Annotated in this window: 13 protein-coding genes; 5 read left to right on the top strand and 8 right to left on the bottom strand. The window is 46.6% G+C overall.

Translation table 11 applies throughout. The features are described from left to right. Window positions 1-169: 169 nt before the first annotated feature. Complete coding sequence (locus GJQ68_RS01390) at window positions 170-646, bottom strand: YehS family protein (RefSeq protein ID WP_162415510.1); 477 nt, start codon at window positions 644-646, stop codon at window positions 170-172. A gap of 149 nt (window positions 647-795) precedes the next feature. On the opposite strand from GJQ68_RS01390, the gene GJQ68_RS01395 reads away from it, so the two are divergent. After that, window positions 796-1,590, top strand: a complete 795-nt coding sequence (locus GJQ68_RS01395; protein ID WP_162415511.1) for an SDR family NAD(P)-dependent oxidoreductase — start codon at window positions 796-798, stop codon at window positions 1,588-1,590. 2 nt (window positions 1,591-1,592) lie between these two features. On the opposite strand, the gene GJQ68_RS01400 is transcribed toward GJQ68_RS01395, so the two are convergent. Continuing rightward, window positions 1,593-2,453 carry an SDR family NAD(P)-dependent oxidoreductase gene (locus tag GJQ68_RS01400; RefSeq protein WP_235940990.1) on the bottom strand — a complete coding sequence of 287 codons (861 nt, stop codon included), beginning with the start codon at window positions 2,451-2,453 and terminating at the stop codon, window positions 1,593-1,595. A 161-nt stretch (window positions 2,454-2,614) separates the two neighbouring features. Here GJQ68_RS01400 and GJQ68_RS01405 point away from each other — a divergent pair, with 161 nt between their 5' ends. Continuing rightward, the gene (locus tag GJQ68_RS01405; RefSeq protein ID WP_162415512.1) at window positions 2,615-3,157 is read left to right on the top strand and encodes a protein N-terminal glutamine amidohydrolase; all 543 of its coding nucleotides are present in this window, start codon (window positions 2,615-2,617) and stop codon (window positions 3,155-3,157) included. A gap of 40 nt (window positions 3,158-3,197) precedes the next feature. Here GJQ68_RS01405 and GJQ68_RS01410 read toward each other — a convergent pair whose 3' ends face one another. From GJQ68_RS01410 to GJQ68_RS01425, 3 genes are all read right to left on the bottom strand, one after another. After that, window positions 3,198-3,596, bottom strand: a complete 399-nt coding sequence (locus GJQ68_RS01410) for a hypothetical protein (protein WP_235940991.1) — start codon at window positions 3,594-3,596, stop codon at window positions 3,198-3,200. A 410-nt stretch (window positions 3,597-4,006) separates the two neighbouring features. After that, the gene (locus GJQ68_RS01420; RefSeq protein WP_162415514.1) at window positions 4,007-4,879 is read right to left on the bottom strand and encodes a polysaccharide deacetylase family protein; all 873 of its coding nucleotides are present in this window, start codon (window positions 4,877-4,879) and stop codon (window positions 4,007-4,009) included. Then, window positions 4,869-7,568 (bottom strand): DUF7133 domain-containing protein, encoded by a 2,700-nt coding sequence (locus tag GJQ68_RS01425; protein WP_162415515.1) that lies wholly within the window; start codon window positions 7,566-7,568, stop codon window positions 4,869-4,871. Before GJQ68_RS01425 ends, GJQ68_RS01420 begins: the two co-directional genes overlap by 11 nt. Window positions 7,569-7,758: 190 nt before the next feature. On the opposite strand from GJQ68_RS01425, the gene GJQ68_RS01430 reads away from it, so the two are divergent. From GJQ68_RS01430 to GJQ68_RS01440, 3 genes are read left to right on the top strand one after another with little or no spacing between them, the layout of a single operon-like run. Continuing rightward, window positions 7,759-8,916 carry an amidohydrolase family protein gene (locus GJQ68_RS01430; protein ID WP_235940992.1) on the top strand — a complete coding sequence of 386 codons (1,158 nt, stop codon included), beginning with the start codon at window positions 7,759-7,761 and terminating at the stop codon, window positions 8,914-8,916. Between the two features lie 24 nt (window positions 8,917-8,940). After that, on the top strand, window positions 8,941-9,639 hold the full coding sequence (locus tag GJQ68_RS01435; protein ID WP_162415517.1) for a hypothetical protein: 699 nt from the start codon (window positions 8,941-8,943) through the stop codon (window positions 9,637-9,639). 33 nt (window positions 9,640-9,672) lie between these two features. Beyond that, window positions 9,673-10,584 (top strand): pirin family protein, encoded by a 912-nt coding sequence (locus GJQ68_RS01440; protein WP_162415518.1) that lies wholly within the window; start codon window positions 9,673-9,675, stop codon window positions 10,582-10,584. 227 nt (window positions 10,585-10,811) lie between these two features. Here GJQ68_RS01440 and GJQ68_RS01445 read toward each other — a convergent pair whose 3' ends face one another. From GJQ68_RS01445 to GJQ68_RS01455, 3 genes are all read right to left on the bottom strand, one after another. Beyond that, complete coding sequence (locus GJQ68_RS01445; protein ID WP_162415519.1) at window positions 10,812-11,612, bottom strand: 5'-methylthioadenosine/adenosylhomocysteine nucleosidase; 801 nt, start codon at window positions 11,610-11,612, stop codon at window positions 10,812-10,814. After that, a complete protein-coding gene (locus GJQ68_RS01450) occupies window positions 11,603-12,907 on the bottom strand; it encodes an NCS2 family permease (protein ID WP_162415520.1) in 1,305 nt (434 codons plus the stop codon). The genes GJQ68_RS01445 and GJQ68_RS01450 overlap by 10 nt, the downstream gene beginning before the upstream one ends. Window positions 12,908-13,710: 803 nt before the next feature. Continuing rightward, a complete protein-coding gene (locus GJQ68_RS01455) occupies window positions 13,711-14,157 on the bottom strand; it encodes a YybH family protein (protein ID WP_162415521.1) in 447 nt (148 codons plus the stop codon). Between the last annotated feature and the right edge of the window lie 382 nt (window positions 14,158-14,539).

Genomic DNA, 14,539 nt, shown 5'->3' on the forward strand with positions numbered 1-14,539 from the left:
GGGAAATCACCATGTTGGCTTTTCAATGTCCGTACCTGGCAAATGGCCATGGGTTAAAAGCTTAGCGAGACGCACCAAAAGGGTAAAAGGTGCTGGATTAAAAAAAAATCGATACTGAATTAAAAGCAGTATACTACAGTCTCTAAAAAAATCCTTTGGAAGGATTGACCTAATCGCTTTCATTGGCAGGACTCCGGTACTGCTGTTGCAATCCCTGAAGAAAATTCCGCATAATCTGGTCCTTGCAAAGCCTGTATTGCTTTTGTTCCGGTTTTCTGAAAAAGGCACTCAATTCGTGCTTGCTGATCGTTCTTCCGGCGAGCTCCAGTACCTGCAATAGATCCCCATCTTTCAGTTCCAGGGCAATTTTCAGTTTTCGGAGGATCAGGTTATTGGTAAGCCGATTTTCAGGCAGGGGTTGAGGACCTTCCTTCTTTCCCCTTTTGTAAATAATCAAGCCATTCAAAAAAGCAGCTAATTTGAAATCGCTTAGCGGGTTAAAGGCTTCATCATCGTCTTTTTTAAGCCAATCGCTGACCTCCGCACGGGTTGCTTCCAGGCCTCCCATCCCAAATATCCGCATCATCTGATCGTCTCCAAAATCAAAGGTATACCGAAGGCTTCGTAAAATATCGTTATTTTGCATGGGCCATAAAGGTAAGAAATTTGGGTAAATGAATCGCAACAGGAGCTGTCAATTGCTACGTTTGCCTGAATGCCCGATGAAAATTTAATTTCGCTGGGTTCAAAACCCTATTCCGGTTAAAAGCCAAACAAATTATATACTTTCACGAGATGAAGCAGCATGCGTTTACCATCATTACCGGTGCCAGTATGGGGATTGGAAAGGCTTTTTCCTTTGAATGTGCAGCAAAAGGGATGAATCTTCTATTGGTAGCCCTCCCGGATGCCCAACTAGAGGAAGTCAAATGGGAACTTGAAAGCTCTTTTTCTGTGACCGTATTGATTTTCCCTATGGATTTAACCCAAAATGGCGGTGTAGAAAGCCTCTATCAGTTTTGTCTGGATAAGGAGTTGTCTATTCAAATGCTGATTAACAATGCCGGCATGGGGGCAGGAGGAAGGTTTGAAAACATTGCGCTGGAAAAATACCTACAAATCATGGATCTTAATAATAAGGCCATGGTACTCATGTGTCATTATTTTTTGCCCTTATTGCAAAAGGAATCCCAGTCGTATATTTTGAACATGAGCAGCATGGAGGCAACCTTACCCTTGCCCTACAAAGCGGTTTACACCGGGACCAAAAACTTTGTTTATGCCTTTTCCCTGGCAATAAGGGAAGAACTAAAAAAAGGTCCCGTCTCGGTGACCGTGGTTTGCCCTGGTCCGGTATTGACCAATCCGGATGCGCTAATGCGTGCGGATGCGCATGGTAACCGGGCAAAATGGGTAATGGCCAGTCCCGAACAAGTGGCCAAATCAGGAATGGAAGGGCTTTTAAGAGGAAAAGCGGTCATCATTCCCGGAAAGCTGAATCAGGTGCTTGTTCGAATGATGAAACTGGTGCCTACCTCCCTAAAAATGAACCTGCTGGAACGGCTGTTCCGTGTATACAGTACGCATTGATGCTAGCCTTCAAAATAGGTGTCAATCCCGCACATTTCCTTGCTTAACTCCCATAAGCGGGCTGCATCGCTGCTTGAAGCCGCATTATTAGATGGTTTTTTTTGCTTGCATTTGTCCCAATACCCACCTGAAATTCCCCTTACTTCTTCTGAACTGGCCAGATAAACAGAGGTTTCTGCCCCTTTTTCGGGAGACTTGCCCCCAAGCCTTCGTATTTTCCAGGCAAGCCCATGCAGGCTCAGCGTATGCTTAAGTCCGATATCGGTTTTTACCAGTCCTGGCTGAACCGCATAGGAGCTCAGTTTTGGTACCGTTTTTCTCCGTTCAAATTCCCGGGTAAACAAGACATTTGCCAGCTTTGATTGGGCATAGGCGCGTAAGCCATGGTAGTTTTGGCTGAGGTTTACATCATCGAAGTGAATTTTTCCGTGAAAGTGGGAATCCGAACTTACCGTAATAATACGGGGATCCTCAGCCTGAGACAGCAGGGGCAAAAGTTGTTGCGTCAACAGAAAAGGGGCCAGGTGGTTAATAGCCCATTGTCGTTCAATACCATCTTCGGTAAGGCCGAATTCAGAAAACCAGGCCCCGGCATTATTGATCAGTACATCCAGGTTGGAATAGGTGTTTTTGAGGACGGCAGCCATCTCGCGGATTTGCTTTTGCGAACTCAAATCAGCCAGGGCATAATCCAGCTCTGCATGGGGCAATTCTTCCCGAATGGCCTCCATCGTACCCATTGCCTTTTCCTTGCTGCGACTGGCAACGATCACCCGTGCACCTTTCATGCAAAGGGCTATTGCTGTCGCGAGTCCAATTCCGGTATTGGCACCTGTAACCAGGCAGATTTTATTCTTCATCATCCAAATTCGATGGTTTTTAGGTAAAAATGAAAATTTTAAAACAGGGGATCAAGGAAAAGGCGTATTATAAAACCAAATGATGGGTTATAAAATTGATTCCCCAAAAATCCCTGGCACATTCAGGCGTTCTCCCCTCATTTTGTTTTAGCTTTGCCCTTCCAATGGAGAAAACCAATTATAAGTACACCAAAAATTATTGCGAGGAAAATATATGGCAATTGTGCAAGCATCCGGATTTGCAAACCCTGGATAAAAAAGTACTGGTCATTTCCAATGTAAGTAAGAATTGCCCTTTGTGGGCTCATCACCCCCTTCCAGAAAGAAATCCGGTTTGGTGGGATTACCATGTGGTACTTATAGCAAGGGAGAACGGCCGGTGGTGGGTATACGATTTTGATTCTACCCTTGATTTCCCGTCAGATCTGGGCACCTATTTCAACCAAACATTTCAATCGGGGAATTTGCATGAGGCCACAGCGCCGCTTTTTAAATGCTTTACCGCAAGCCATTTTGCCGATTGCTTTTTTTCTGACAGGGGCCACATGCAAGATGCCGCAGGAAACTGGATATTCACCCCGCCACCATGGCCAAACATTGAACACGCCCTAGGCAATAAGCTGGAAATGAAGGAGATTTTGGATTTTAGCGAATCGAGCCAACATGAAATTTTACTGCAGGATGAATTGAAAACCAGCTATCTGTAGCAGGTATTTCATCAGGACTGAAATCCGAAAGGTATTCGGTTTATTCTTTTTGGCTGGCCTTTAATTCTTCTTTTGCCTGTTGAATGTGGGGATACAGGTCATACGTTGGGTAAAATTCCGTAGAAAATGCCCCCCAGACACTTTTTTCAACGGCCATATTCAGGTTTCGCAATTCACTGGCAGGGATTCTAAGCGTTACTACCTGCCCGATACCCATCATGACATACCAATTGACCACTTTGGCGGAGGGGGGCGGAAAATCTTCCAAAAAACCATTTTTATCCCTGATTTCCTTAAGCTCTTCGATATTTTTATCCTGATGGTGTTTCATAAAGATGGTAATCATCAGGCTATCCGATTGGGTTTCACCTTCGGGGCTTTGTCCAAAGGATAATACTGCGAGAGAAAGGAGGGTAAGGGTAATTAAAAGTGCTTTCATATTCTTTATGGAGATTTCAGGATAGTATAAAGGTACTGTTTTTTTATTATTTCGGTTATGCGTGCATTCAGTTATGGCCAACCCAATGGTCAGAAATCCAGTTTGTGAGCAGCCTTTTTTGCCACAAATAGCATCCACTGACCAGAAAGTCCTACTTAATATAAGTAATGCCAGGGCAGGAACTTGCCCTGGAATAAATTTGTCCCAGGTTTTAGCAATAATACCTTTTCGTCGAAAAGGAGTCATAGGAGGGATGCTAGTGGTAATTGGATTTTTTCACCTCCAGCTTGGCCAAAAATTGAGATGGAACATTCTCCTGGCCTAACCATGAAAGAGATTACTGATTTCAGTCAATCGAGTCCTCAAAACCTCATTGGTATGGAAGAACTAAACGCCACGTTTAATCCCGCTTAATTTCTTAGAGGTTTATGGAGATCTGCTTCCAGCAACCGAAAAGCTACTTCAAAATCAATGTACGCCCCCAGGTCCTTTAAAGAAAGCACCTGGTATCCTTCCTTACTCAGAAAGTCCAGGTACCGGGCAAATCGTTCCGGTGAGGTGTTTACCCAGGGATGTTCCAGGTCTGGGACCCCATGAATGGTTAAAATGACTACCTTCCCATCTTTGGCTTTCTTCAACGCATCGAAAATCGTTGCTTCATTCGTATCATCTGTAGCCCAGCTGGGTAGGAGGTAGGGATGATCGGCTAAGGGGTCGTAAACTCGGCTGCCCCCTGCACGGGCAATCTGGTAGTTCTTCTCCCTCAGTACCGTCAACACCGTTTCACTCATACTGTACCCGGGATAAGCAAAGCTGATAGGCTGCACCATATCCAGGGAATCCATTTTTTCTTCAATGTATTCTATTTGTTGGCGGATTTCTTCCTTGGGAAGTTTCCCTACCCCGGCATGGGTATGCGTATGATTGGCAACTTCAAATCCCATCCGGTCCAGGGCCTGCATCTGCCGCCAGTTCATGTACTTGCTGCTGTCCGCGTGATTGGGCGGAAATTCGCAGACAAAAAAGGTAGCGCCAAAGCCCTTTTCCTTCAGCAGCGGTGCCACATGGGAATAATGGCTGGCGGGTGCATCGTCAAATGTCAATACTACCGTTTTATCCGGAATGGGCTGTTTTAGAATTTGGGCCTCGGTGAATCCCGGGGTAAACCAAATCAAACAGATCAGAAAAATCGGGTAGGCCCATTTTTCTGCCCCAGGCAGTTGCTTCCGGAATGGGTGACTGCATCGCAACCACTTTCTGCCTGCTGCCTTTTTATCGCGCATATAATCGGAGGTTCTTCATGGCCCAGGGCTGATCCCCTGCCTCCTTGAGTACTAGTCGAACCTGGGATACCGGCGTATTATCCTCCCAGCGGATACCATTAATTCCTTTTTCTCCGGTACCGGTAGCCACTTCTCTCCATTCCTTTCCTTCGGCCGATACTTCCACGGCATAGCTACCCGGAAATTGCTCCCCCCCGGAATCAAACTGGATTTCCGCCAGCATTTGGGCTTGGGGAAGCACTACCTGAAACCACATGCCCGGTTTTTGTGCTTCTTCTGTTTTCCAGCCCTTGAAGCCAAAAGCATATCCCGGATCCCGGGTAGAACCCACGCCCTGCAAGGCGGTACTGCTGGCACTTACCTGCCAGTTGTCCTGCGGAAACAATTGTTTGGGAACTTCCGCTACCAAAGCATCATAGGAATAATTGCTATCCCGATCCCGGGTGGCTTCCCTGATTTGTGCTACGTATTCCGGACTGATAAAACTTCCCTGATTGCCAAAATCATTGCGGACGTAGGAGACTACCGAGGCAATCCACTCGTCCGTGTTTTCGCCCATGGCAATCATAACTCCCTCGTATTCTTTTCCTTCAATAGCACCGGTTAGCCCATGTAATAAGGTTTTGACGGCATATTCGGGGTGACCCTGAATTCGTGGGGATCCCGAAAAACCGGGAGCAATGAGTTCACCACCAGCTCCCCCGGTAGGCGTTCCCAACCCTTTTACCCCATGGCAGGTGGCGCAATAACTGTCAAAAATGGATTTTCCTTCGTCAAAAAGAACTCTTTCTTCAGCAGTATATTGTGTGGCGGCTCTTTCCCGGGCAGCAGCTATTTTATCCAGGGCTTGCTGTGCTACGGTTTGCACTCCCTTCACCTGTGTGTTGGCCAATGCTTCTTGCATTATTTCTTCCACATCTTCGAAATCGAGGACATAGGCACTTAGCAATGCTTGGACGGTAACCTGAGGATCCGGATGATCCATCATTTCCTTATAGTCGGCCTCCAAACTTTTATCGCCAAATTTATACAGGCTTTCACCTGCCCGCAATGCCTGTATCTGTAAATTCGGATTGGCATCCTGCATCCATTCCCGGACCAATTCGGCTTTTAAAGATCCCAATCCTTCCAAAGTCCAAAAGGCGTGTATGCGGGCCAGTTCATGCGCATGGTTCCGGGCCATATCTTCCAGTTCCGGCACCACCGAGCGATCCTGTCGCAGGATCAGCAGTTGCTGGGCCTTGTCCCGCCACCAGCCATTGGGATGGCTCAGGTGCTGCACCAGTTCACTGGCAGATTCTTCAAACATGCGTGGTTTTTCGGTACTTCGGGGGTGGTCTTCATGGGTCAGCCTCCAGATACGGCCATTGCCTATAATGTCGTCCATCTGGTATTGCTGAATTTTTGTGCGCAGGTAGCTTCCTTCCTGGGTCCAATTACCTTCCTGAATGATGCCCCGGTACATGTCTACGATATACATGGTGCCGTCGGGTGCTGTTGCCATGTCTACCGGCCGGAATAAGGGGTCTGTAGATTGAATAAACTCTGTTTCCTGATCCCGGTAAGGGTTTTGAATGTAGGTCAATCCTTCTGACTTGTCGGACCGGACCTGCCGTACGATACGGGCAACGGGTTCTCCATAAAAATATTGGTTGACCAACGCTTCAGGAAGCCGGTCACCACGGAACACATCATTTCCTGCGGCTCCGGTGACGTTGTTTAATGAGCCGTCGGGCTTTGTCTCCCGCATGCCTGGTTCAAAATCCGCCAATGCGACCAGGCTAAACGGCTCGCGGAAGCCCTCCTGAAACTGCCCTTCCACCCTGAAATTGCCATACACAATGGGAAAGTTAAAGTTTTGGGGCACCCCTCCGGCACCGTCCTGAAACCAGACTTGTCCGTAATTATCCTGGGTGACGCCCCATTGTCCATAGGGATTGCCAGTGGGTTCCTGAATGACTCCGTCCGGTGTCCAGCGGATGCGTCGCGAATTGTAGGTGCTGTACATCCAATTGTCCATGGTCCAGGTCAGAAAGCTGGTCTGGTGTTCCACATTGCCGGAACGACCCAGGCCGGTGGCAAAAAGTTCCTTGGTATCGGCCTTGCCGTCATTATTGGTATCCGTGTATTTGTAGACGTGATCCTCATTGGATTCCATGGACAAAATGGTATTGGGTCCAAATGGAACCACAAAGCGTGGAAATACGAGGCTATCCAAAAAGACAACCCCCGTTTCGTAGATGCCATCATCATCGGTATCCTCCCAGCGGGAAATACGGCCTGCCGGCATCAATTCTCCCGTAGCATCTATGTCCTGCATGTAGGTTCGGAGCTCCAACACATACATTCTCCCATTGCCATCAAATTGAATGGCTGCCGGTTCCTGTATATGGGGTTCCGCCAAAATCGGTTCCATGTGGAAACCGGGTTGTAGGCGAAAGGTTTTTTGTTCTTCCAGCGCTGACAAGGGGATGACCGGTGCCGCGGGAGTCAAGTCAATGCCCTTCCAGCGGGGGGACTCCATATCTATCCCCTCAGGGATTTCTATCTGTGGATAGGGAGCTTCCGTTCTTTTTGGGTCTAGGAGCCCTTCAGGTGAGATGTCAAAAACTGGTTTTTGCAATTCCTGCTGCTGGCAGGCAGCAAATAGAAAAAGCAGGGAAAAATAATTCAGGTATTTGCCAATCATGTATGAGTAATGGTTTTGTTCAATGCTATTTTCAAGCGATTCGATCCCTGGTAAACCAGCTGGGAACGAAAAGCAAGTACCAAAGTAGCGCATTTTTATAATAAACTGCTTACCGCAAAAATAAATTTTTCTGGTTTCCCTATCATCCTTGTTTATAATGTACTAATTTGAAATGGAAACCAATTTACTTATGAAAATAGACTTGCCCCTGACCGGATATGTGGTCCTTGTATTTTTTATGCTTCTAGGAATGGCCTGCGGGACCGATTCCGATCATTATTCGGTGGATGATTATCCTTCCGTTCCGAAAATGGATGTGCATGTACATATGGAAACCGATCGCGAGCTCTTCGTAGAAAAAGCTACATCGGATGGGTTTCGACTGATCAATGTAGCCTTGGAATATACGGAGGGCTGGAATGATGTGTACCGGAAATTTTCCTACGGCCGGCAACAGGAAAATGCCCATCCGGAAACAGTAGCCAATGTGACCGCTTTTGCGGTATCCGATTGGGACAGTCCGGATTGGGAGGAAAAGGTGATCCACTGGTTAGACAGTTGCTTTGAACAGGGAGCATTGGGAGTGAAGGTATGGAAAAATATAGGCATGGTTTCGCGGGATACGGCCGGAAACCTGATTCAGATTGACGATGCCCGTTTTGATCCCATCTTTGATCACATTCGCCAACAGGGTAAGACGCTGATGGGGCACCTGGCAGAGCCCAAAAATTGCTGGCTTCCATTAGAGGAAATGACTACCAAAAACGACCGTAACTATTATGGAAATCATCCCGAATACCACATGTACCTGCAGCCCGAAATGCCCAGCCATGAGGAGCTGATCGAACGCAGGGACAACATGTTGGCAAAACATCCTGACCTGAAATTTGTCGGTGCCCATATGGGTAGTTTGGAATACGATGTAGACGAGCTGGCAAAGACGCTCGACCGCTTTCCCAACATGGCGGTGGATTTAGCGGCGCGGATGGGGCAGGTCTTCTACCAAACGGCTGAAGACAGGGAAAAAGTGCGGGAATTCTTTATCCGATATCAGGACCGCTTATTGTACGCCACCGACCTGTCAGATAACGGTAGCCGTACGGAGGAAGCCTTGCATGCGGCCATGGACGCCGCCTGGAAGCGGGATTGGGAATTTTTTGTGAGCGATAACGAGATGGAAAGCGACCTGATCAACGAACCGTTTCGGGGCCTACACTTGCCCAAAGAGGTGGTAGACAAGGTATTTTATAAAAATGCGATTCATTGGTTTGCGGCGGAAGAATTGTTGATTTCCCCTAAAGGTTTTAACAATAATCATTCAGTTATTTCTGCTTACATAATACCATAAATTAATTATAAAAGCGTCTCAATAATGAAAGCAATGCTACTCACATTTCTGGCAACAGTGGCAGGAACGGTTGCATGGGCACAGGGAATTCAGGGAGAAATTCCATCTCACCCCAAAAAAACCATGGACATGGTACTCATGCCATTTGGCTTGGATCATTCGATTACAGCCGGGCAGGTGGATAAAAAAGGTGTTTTGTCCATTGAATTGGGGGATAAAGATGCCCATAATGTGCCACAGGATGTTAAATCCATGTTTATGAGTGAGTTGTTTTTTAATTTTCACTTCAGGTGTGGCGATAGAGATGATTTTGGGGAAAATCAGGATGTACCGGCTGCACGGGTAGACTATGTCCGGCTTATTCAGAAAGGGCAATGGGCCGGAACCGTCTTTTTGGTATCTGACGAAAACCTCATTCCCTGGCTGGAAGATGAAGCCTATCATCCGGCGGTTAAAGGAACGTTTTGGGAAGTACTTTACCTGGAGGATGAACTGACTGTTTCGGCCATGTGTACTACTTCCAAATTTGTAGATGCAGATACGAATGTTGATGTTACCTATGCGTATCAATTGGAGTTAAAACCCGGTTTTAATTGGGTGGAATACCAGATTGAGGAGGTTTATCAAACAGAAAATGGACAAATGGCTTCGTTTCCTTCCAAGGTAAAAATAACCAACCTGTCGGATCCTTCAAAAATAAAATGGATAGGAAAATATTATTAATTAAGACAAATCCCCGAGTGGTTTTAGCCAATTATGCCCGAAATCGTCATTAATGCTCGAAAAGCTGCCATCGGTCCGGGACTGATGGTCAACCGGATACTACCCTTTCGCATGCGCCGCATGGTGGGCCCTTTTATTTTCATGGACCATGCCGGCCCGGTCCGGCTCAGTACCGAAAAGGGCCCGGACATGGACGTGCTGCCCCATCCGCACATTGGCTTATCCACCGTCAGCTATTTGTTTAAAGGAAACGTCACTCACCGGGACAGCCTGGGCGTAAAGCAGGTCATCGAACCCGGGGAAGTCAACTGGATGACAGCCGGAAAAGGGATCGCTCATAGTGAGCGCTTTGAAGATCCGGCGGTTTTGGCCGGAGGGCAACTTGAAATGATTCAAACCTGGGTGGCCTTGCCCGAAAAAGACGAGGAATCTGACCCTACTTTCTTCAATTACCAAAAAGATCGCTTGCCTGTATTCGAGGAAAAAGGGCTTTGGATGCGGCAGATAGCAGGGGAGGCCTACGGTTTGAAGAGCAATGTGCCTACTCACTCTCCCTTGTTCTATTTACATGTGGAACTTCAAAAGGGACACAGGTTGAACGTGCCGGAGGGATACGAAGAACGTGGTCTGTATATCGCTAAGGGTAGCGTGGAATTGGGCAGTCAGGTCTATGAAATGGGGCAGTTGCTGTTTTTCGGAAAAAACGAACAGGCGAGCGTAAAGGCAGTGGAAGATTCTACGATCATGTTACTGGGCGGGGAACCAGTAGGTGAACGCTTTATCTGGTGGAATTTTGTGAGTAGCCGGAAAGATCGAATTGAGCAGGCCAAGGAAGACTGGACGCAGGGGAGAATCGTTTTGCCTCCGGATGATCAAGATACGTTTATTCCGCTACCGGAAGACAAATTCCGGCGGAAGGATCCACCTCCGGAGGCACTTTCATAAGACCAGAGCGAATGCGGACGGATAACTTAAATATATCGTTCAAAAGGCTTGGCTTATTTGATTAATTCACCGGAAAATGCTGTTGTGGAAAGCGGGAAATGGGCCAAAAGGGTATCCCCTCCTTCCTAAAACCAACCAATAAGGTCGCTCTGTTTGCTCCTTGAAGAATGACCCATTGGGATAAAACAGTTCCTTTTTGGCAGCTAAAAAACCCTTGATGGATCCTGCTAATGCGGCATCAATTCGACCATGCGTAGCACCAGGTTGGCCGAGTTCGCTGCGGCTGGTCCCACAAACTCGTTGAAGTTGATGTGTGCATCGGTATTTGCATTATCACTGCAGCTTCTTATTACCACAAAAGGAAGCCCAAGTAATCGGCAGACGTGGGCCACCGCAGCCCCTTCCATTTCAGTGGCCAGGCTATTGAATTCCGAGTACAGCCAATCTGCCTTTACCGGATCGCTAACAAATAGGTCGGAGGTGCTGATGATTCCCTGAAAGATCCGAGGTTTTCGATTAGAGATCAGTTGGTATTCAGCCAATTTCGAAGCCTGCAGGCTGAGCTGTATCAGTGAGGAGTCAGCATTTAATAACAGTTCACTGTATGGCTCACCGGACAGGTCTTTAAAATTCCACGGAGTAAATCCCTCCGAATCCAACAGGCCAAAGTCTACTTGAACCATTGCTGTTCCGATGACAATGTCTCCGGGCAAAGCCTCCGGATGCAGGCCTCCGGCCACACCGGTAAAAATCAACCCTTCCAGGTTAAAATTTTGCGTGAGAACAGCCGTGCTATAGGCGGCATTTACTTTGCCGATCCCAGCTTTTAAGATCACTACCTTTTTTTCCTTTAGTTGGCCCGTATAAAAATCGATACCCCCAATAGCGGTTACCTTCGGCTTATCCAATGCTTCCACCAGGATAGAAATCTCTTGATCCATCGCGCCCATAATGGCCATTCGCTGGGAATAAGCCGGCAAGAAAAGAAGCAGGAATAGAATTGCGGTCAGTAGCTTTTTTAAATCCATAGAAAGAAGAGGGAAAAGACAGTGATGATAGCTAAAATTGGATTGATCTCTTTCCGCTTTCCACTTAGAAGTTTCAATACGGTCCAACTAATAAACCCGAAAGAAATGCCCGTAGACAGGCTATAGGTAAACGGGATTAATACGAGTGTAAGAAAGCAGGGAATGGCTTCATCGGCCTTGCGCCAGCGGATCTGCACCAGGGGAATCATCATAAAGGAACCCACCAGCACCAGGGCAATGGAACTTGCCACGGGCGGTATGATGGAAAGAAGCGGTGAGAAAAACATAAAGGGGAGAAACAACAATCCGGCTGTAACGGCGGTGGTTCCGGTTCGCCCCCCAGCCTCGATTCCTACCGCCGATTCGATAAAGGCTGTTCCCGAGCTGCTTCCAACCAATCCTGCAAAAAGGGTGGCGCAGGCATCGGTAAGCAGGGATTTGCGCATGTTTTGAGGTGTCCCGTCGGGATCTTTCAGACCGGAAGCCTCGGCAAGCCCCACAAAGGTAGAGATGCCATCAAAAAGTATGGTGAAGGTAAAAACGAAGATGACAGGGATATAGGCATATTGCAGGGAACCGAGAATGGCAGCTTCTCCAAGTAGACTGAAATCCGGCATGGAAAACAGCCCGGTATAGTTGACCAGGGTAGGGGAGCCAAAATTGATCAGTGAGGCATCCCCCCACCAACGGCCCACAGGCCAGGCCAGGAAAGTGGTGAAAAGAATTCCAATAACAATCGCACCGGTTACCTTTCTGGCGATCAATCCTCCTGTCAGCAGCAATCCGGCCAGAAAGGTCAAGGTCACCGGATCCCTGAAACTAGTCATTGCGACTAAGGTGGCAGGACTGGAAACAATAAAATGGGCGTTCTGAAACCCAATAAAGCAGATAAACAAGCCTATTCCGGCAGAAACAGCGTGCCTCAATGCTTCGGGTATGGATTGAATGATCTTTTCCCGGGTTTTGAAAAACGACAAGAGCAGGAAGATAACGCCCGACCAGAATACCGTACCCAGGGCTTCCTGATAAGTCAGGCCGTATTGGATTACCGCCGAGTAGGTAAAAAAGGCATTAATACCCATTCCCGGGGCGACCACAATGGGGTTTTTGGCATAGAGCCCCATCATCAGACTGCCAAAGCCAGCAACCAGCACCGTGGCCGTCACCACAGCTCCAAAGGGCATGCCCGCATCCGAAAGGATGGCAGGATTGACAATGATAATGTAAAATGCGGCCAGAAAGGTACTCAGGCCGGCTAAGACTTCGGTACGCAGGTTTGGGGTGTTGGTGGTCATGGATCGGAATAAAACACCGACAAGATACCCATCGCCCCCTAAAAATCAAATTGAAATACCTTATAGAAAGCAAAGATTCTATGATTGAAAATGGGTTTTGCTCGGAGAGCGTCGCTTATATGACTCCTTTTTCCTGTTAGATCATTTTTGCGATCGTAACAAATCGCAATAGTAAACCAGGGGATGGCAGAATAATTCGTTGAATTGGCTAAACAAATAATCCTCCTATGCTTGGATTAATAGGTTTGGCTGCTAGGGTTGCAGGCCTTGGTGCCTGAATTGGAGATAACCCGCAAAAAAGCATTTCGTTATTGATGGGGAAATTTGGATTTTTGAGAATAGGGAGGATGAACTGGCATTTATCCGGTTGAAGGTGGAGTAATTGGTTTCGTTAGCTGGGCTTCATTTTTTCAAACTATTTTTTAAAATGTTTTTTAAACTTTTAGCAGGACAGCTATGAAACTAATTACCAATCCGTCAAAAGGATCCATTCCCTTTTCAGAAAATGGCAGAAAACCAATATCCGCCAGGGGTTATTCGTATGTTTTTAATCATTTATTATAATTCAATTCTTTATTAAATCTATTTACTAAATCTTTAAACTATGAAAAAGGCAACACTTTTACTTTGTCTGATGATGGCTCATTTACGTTTATTTGGGCAAAAACTTCCAGATAACACGCAGGTTAAATGGGGAAATGAAATATAAAAGGAAAGGAGTTCGTTTGCAAGGCGCTCCTTCCTTCATTATTGGTTTATAGGGTTCCAGGACAGGACTAGGGTAACTATTTACGGAAATGTTTTTATTCCCCACCAATACTACTTGAAATCATAGCAGCCAGTTTCCATTGCCCATTGATCTTTCGAAGATTCCGTATTTCATATGTTTTATTTTCCTGTCCGTCAAATTTCATGGTTTGCACATAGACCACAAAAGCCTGGTTTCCTGAAACCGATATGTCAAAATCGGTGGTTTCCAGGGTCGCCGGGATCGGAGTGGAGTTGGCCTCCATATCGGCTTTCATGGCCTTGCTAATTTCCTCCCAGCTGTTGGCTCTCATTTCCATATTGGTGACCAGGAACGATACCTCCCTGCTGCCATCCCAATGGGCGGCCCAGGCATCGTAGTCCCTGTTCATATAAGCGGTGGTTTCGGCGGAAAGTGTGCTTTTGATAGCTGTTTCTTCTGGTGATTGGGCATACACGATGGATGCCAACAAAATCAAAATAATAGAGAATACGGTTTTCATGAGTTCATTATTTGAGGTACCTACTTTTTTTAGAATAATATATTCATTTTAGCAAATAGTATAGTATAAAAAAATTTAAACAGTATGAATGGACACGAATACTTTCCCAGACTAGGCTTTTTCTTTCCCGATATAAGGTAAAGTGATGTTGAAAATACAAATATTGTTCTCGTAAAAGACCGCCGGGGTTAGGGAAACCCCAGCGGTCATAACCGTTGAGGTCTTTGCGACCTCGACGGTTTTTTCCGTGTACGTCTTGCGAAAAGAGCGGGGTTAGGGAAACCCCAACGGTCATTACCATTGAGGTCTTTGCTGAAAACAATAAATATTTTTATCATTCCTTCAAATAAACCAATACCATTTTTGTAAGCTTATCCCCTTT

The organism is Cyclobacterium roseum (assembly GCF_010119225.1).
Taxonomy (GTDB): Bacteria; Bacteroidota; Bacteroidia; order Cytophagales; family Cyclobacteriaceae; genus Cyclobacterium; species Cyclobacterium roseum.

What these genes read in the sequence shown, in the direction of transcription:
- GJQ68_RS01390 (WP_162415510.1), bottom strand. Translation starts at nt 646, where the DNA reads ATGCAAAATAACGATATTTTACGAAGCCTTCGGTATACCTTTGATTTT.
- GJQ68_RS01395 (WP_162415511.1), top strand. Translation starts at nt 796, where the DNA reads ATGAAGCAGCATGCGTTTACCATCATTACCGGTGCCAGTATGGGGATT.
- GJQ68_RS01400 (WP_235940990.1), bottom strand. Translation starts at nt 2,453, where the DNA reads ATGATGAAGAATAAAATCTGCCTGGTTACAGGTGCCAATACCGGAATT.
- GJQ68_RS01405 (WP_162415512.1), top strand. Translation starts at nt 2,615, where the DNA reads ATGGAGAAAACCAATTATAAGTACACCAAAAATTATTGCGAGGAAAAT.
- GJQ68_RS01410 (WP_235940991.1), bottom strand. Translation starts at nt 3,596, where the DNA reads ATGAAAGCACTTTTAATTACCCTTACCCTCCTTTCTCTCGCAGTATTA.
- GJQ68_RS01420 (WP_162415514.1), bottom strand. Translation starts at nt 4,879, where the DNA reads ATGCGCGATAAAAAGGCAGCAGGCAGAAAGTGGTTGCGATGCAGTCAC.
- GJQ68_RS01425 (WP_162415515.1), bottom strand. Translation starts at nt 7,568, where the DNA reads ATGATTGGCAAATACCTGAATTATTTTTCCCTGCTTTTTCTATTTGCT.
- GJQ68_RS01430 (WP_235940992.1), top strand. Translation starts at nt 7,759, where the DNA reads ATGAAAATAGACTTGCCCCTGACCGGATATGTGGTCCTTGTATTTTTT.
- GJQ68_RS01435 (WP_162415517.1), top strand. Translation starts at nt 8,941, where the DNA reads ATGAAAGCAATGCTACTCACATTTCTGGCAACAGTGGCAGGAACGGTT.
- GJQ68_RS01440 (WP_162415518.1), top strand. Translation starts at nt 9,673, where the DNA reads ATGCCCGAAATCGTCATTAATGCTCGAAAAGCTGCCATCGGTCCGGGA.
- GJQ68_RS01445 (WP_162415519.1), bottom strand. Translation starts at nt 11,612, where the DNA reads ATGGATTTAAAAAAGCTACTGACCGCAATTCTATTCCTGCTTCTTTTC.
- GJQ68_RS01450 (WP_162415520.1), bottom strand. Translation starts at nt 12,907, where the DNA reads ATGACCACCAACACCCCAAACCTGCGTACCGAAGTCTTAGCCGGCCTG.
- GJQ68_RS01455 (WP_162415521.1), bottom strand. Translation starts at nt 14,157, where the DNA reads ATGAAAACCGTATTCTCTATTATTTTGATTTTGTTGGCATCCATCGTG.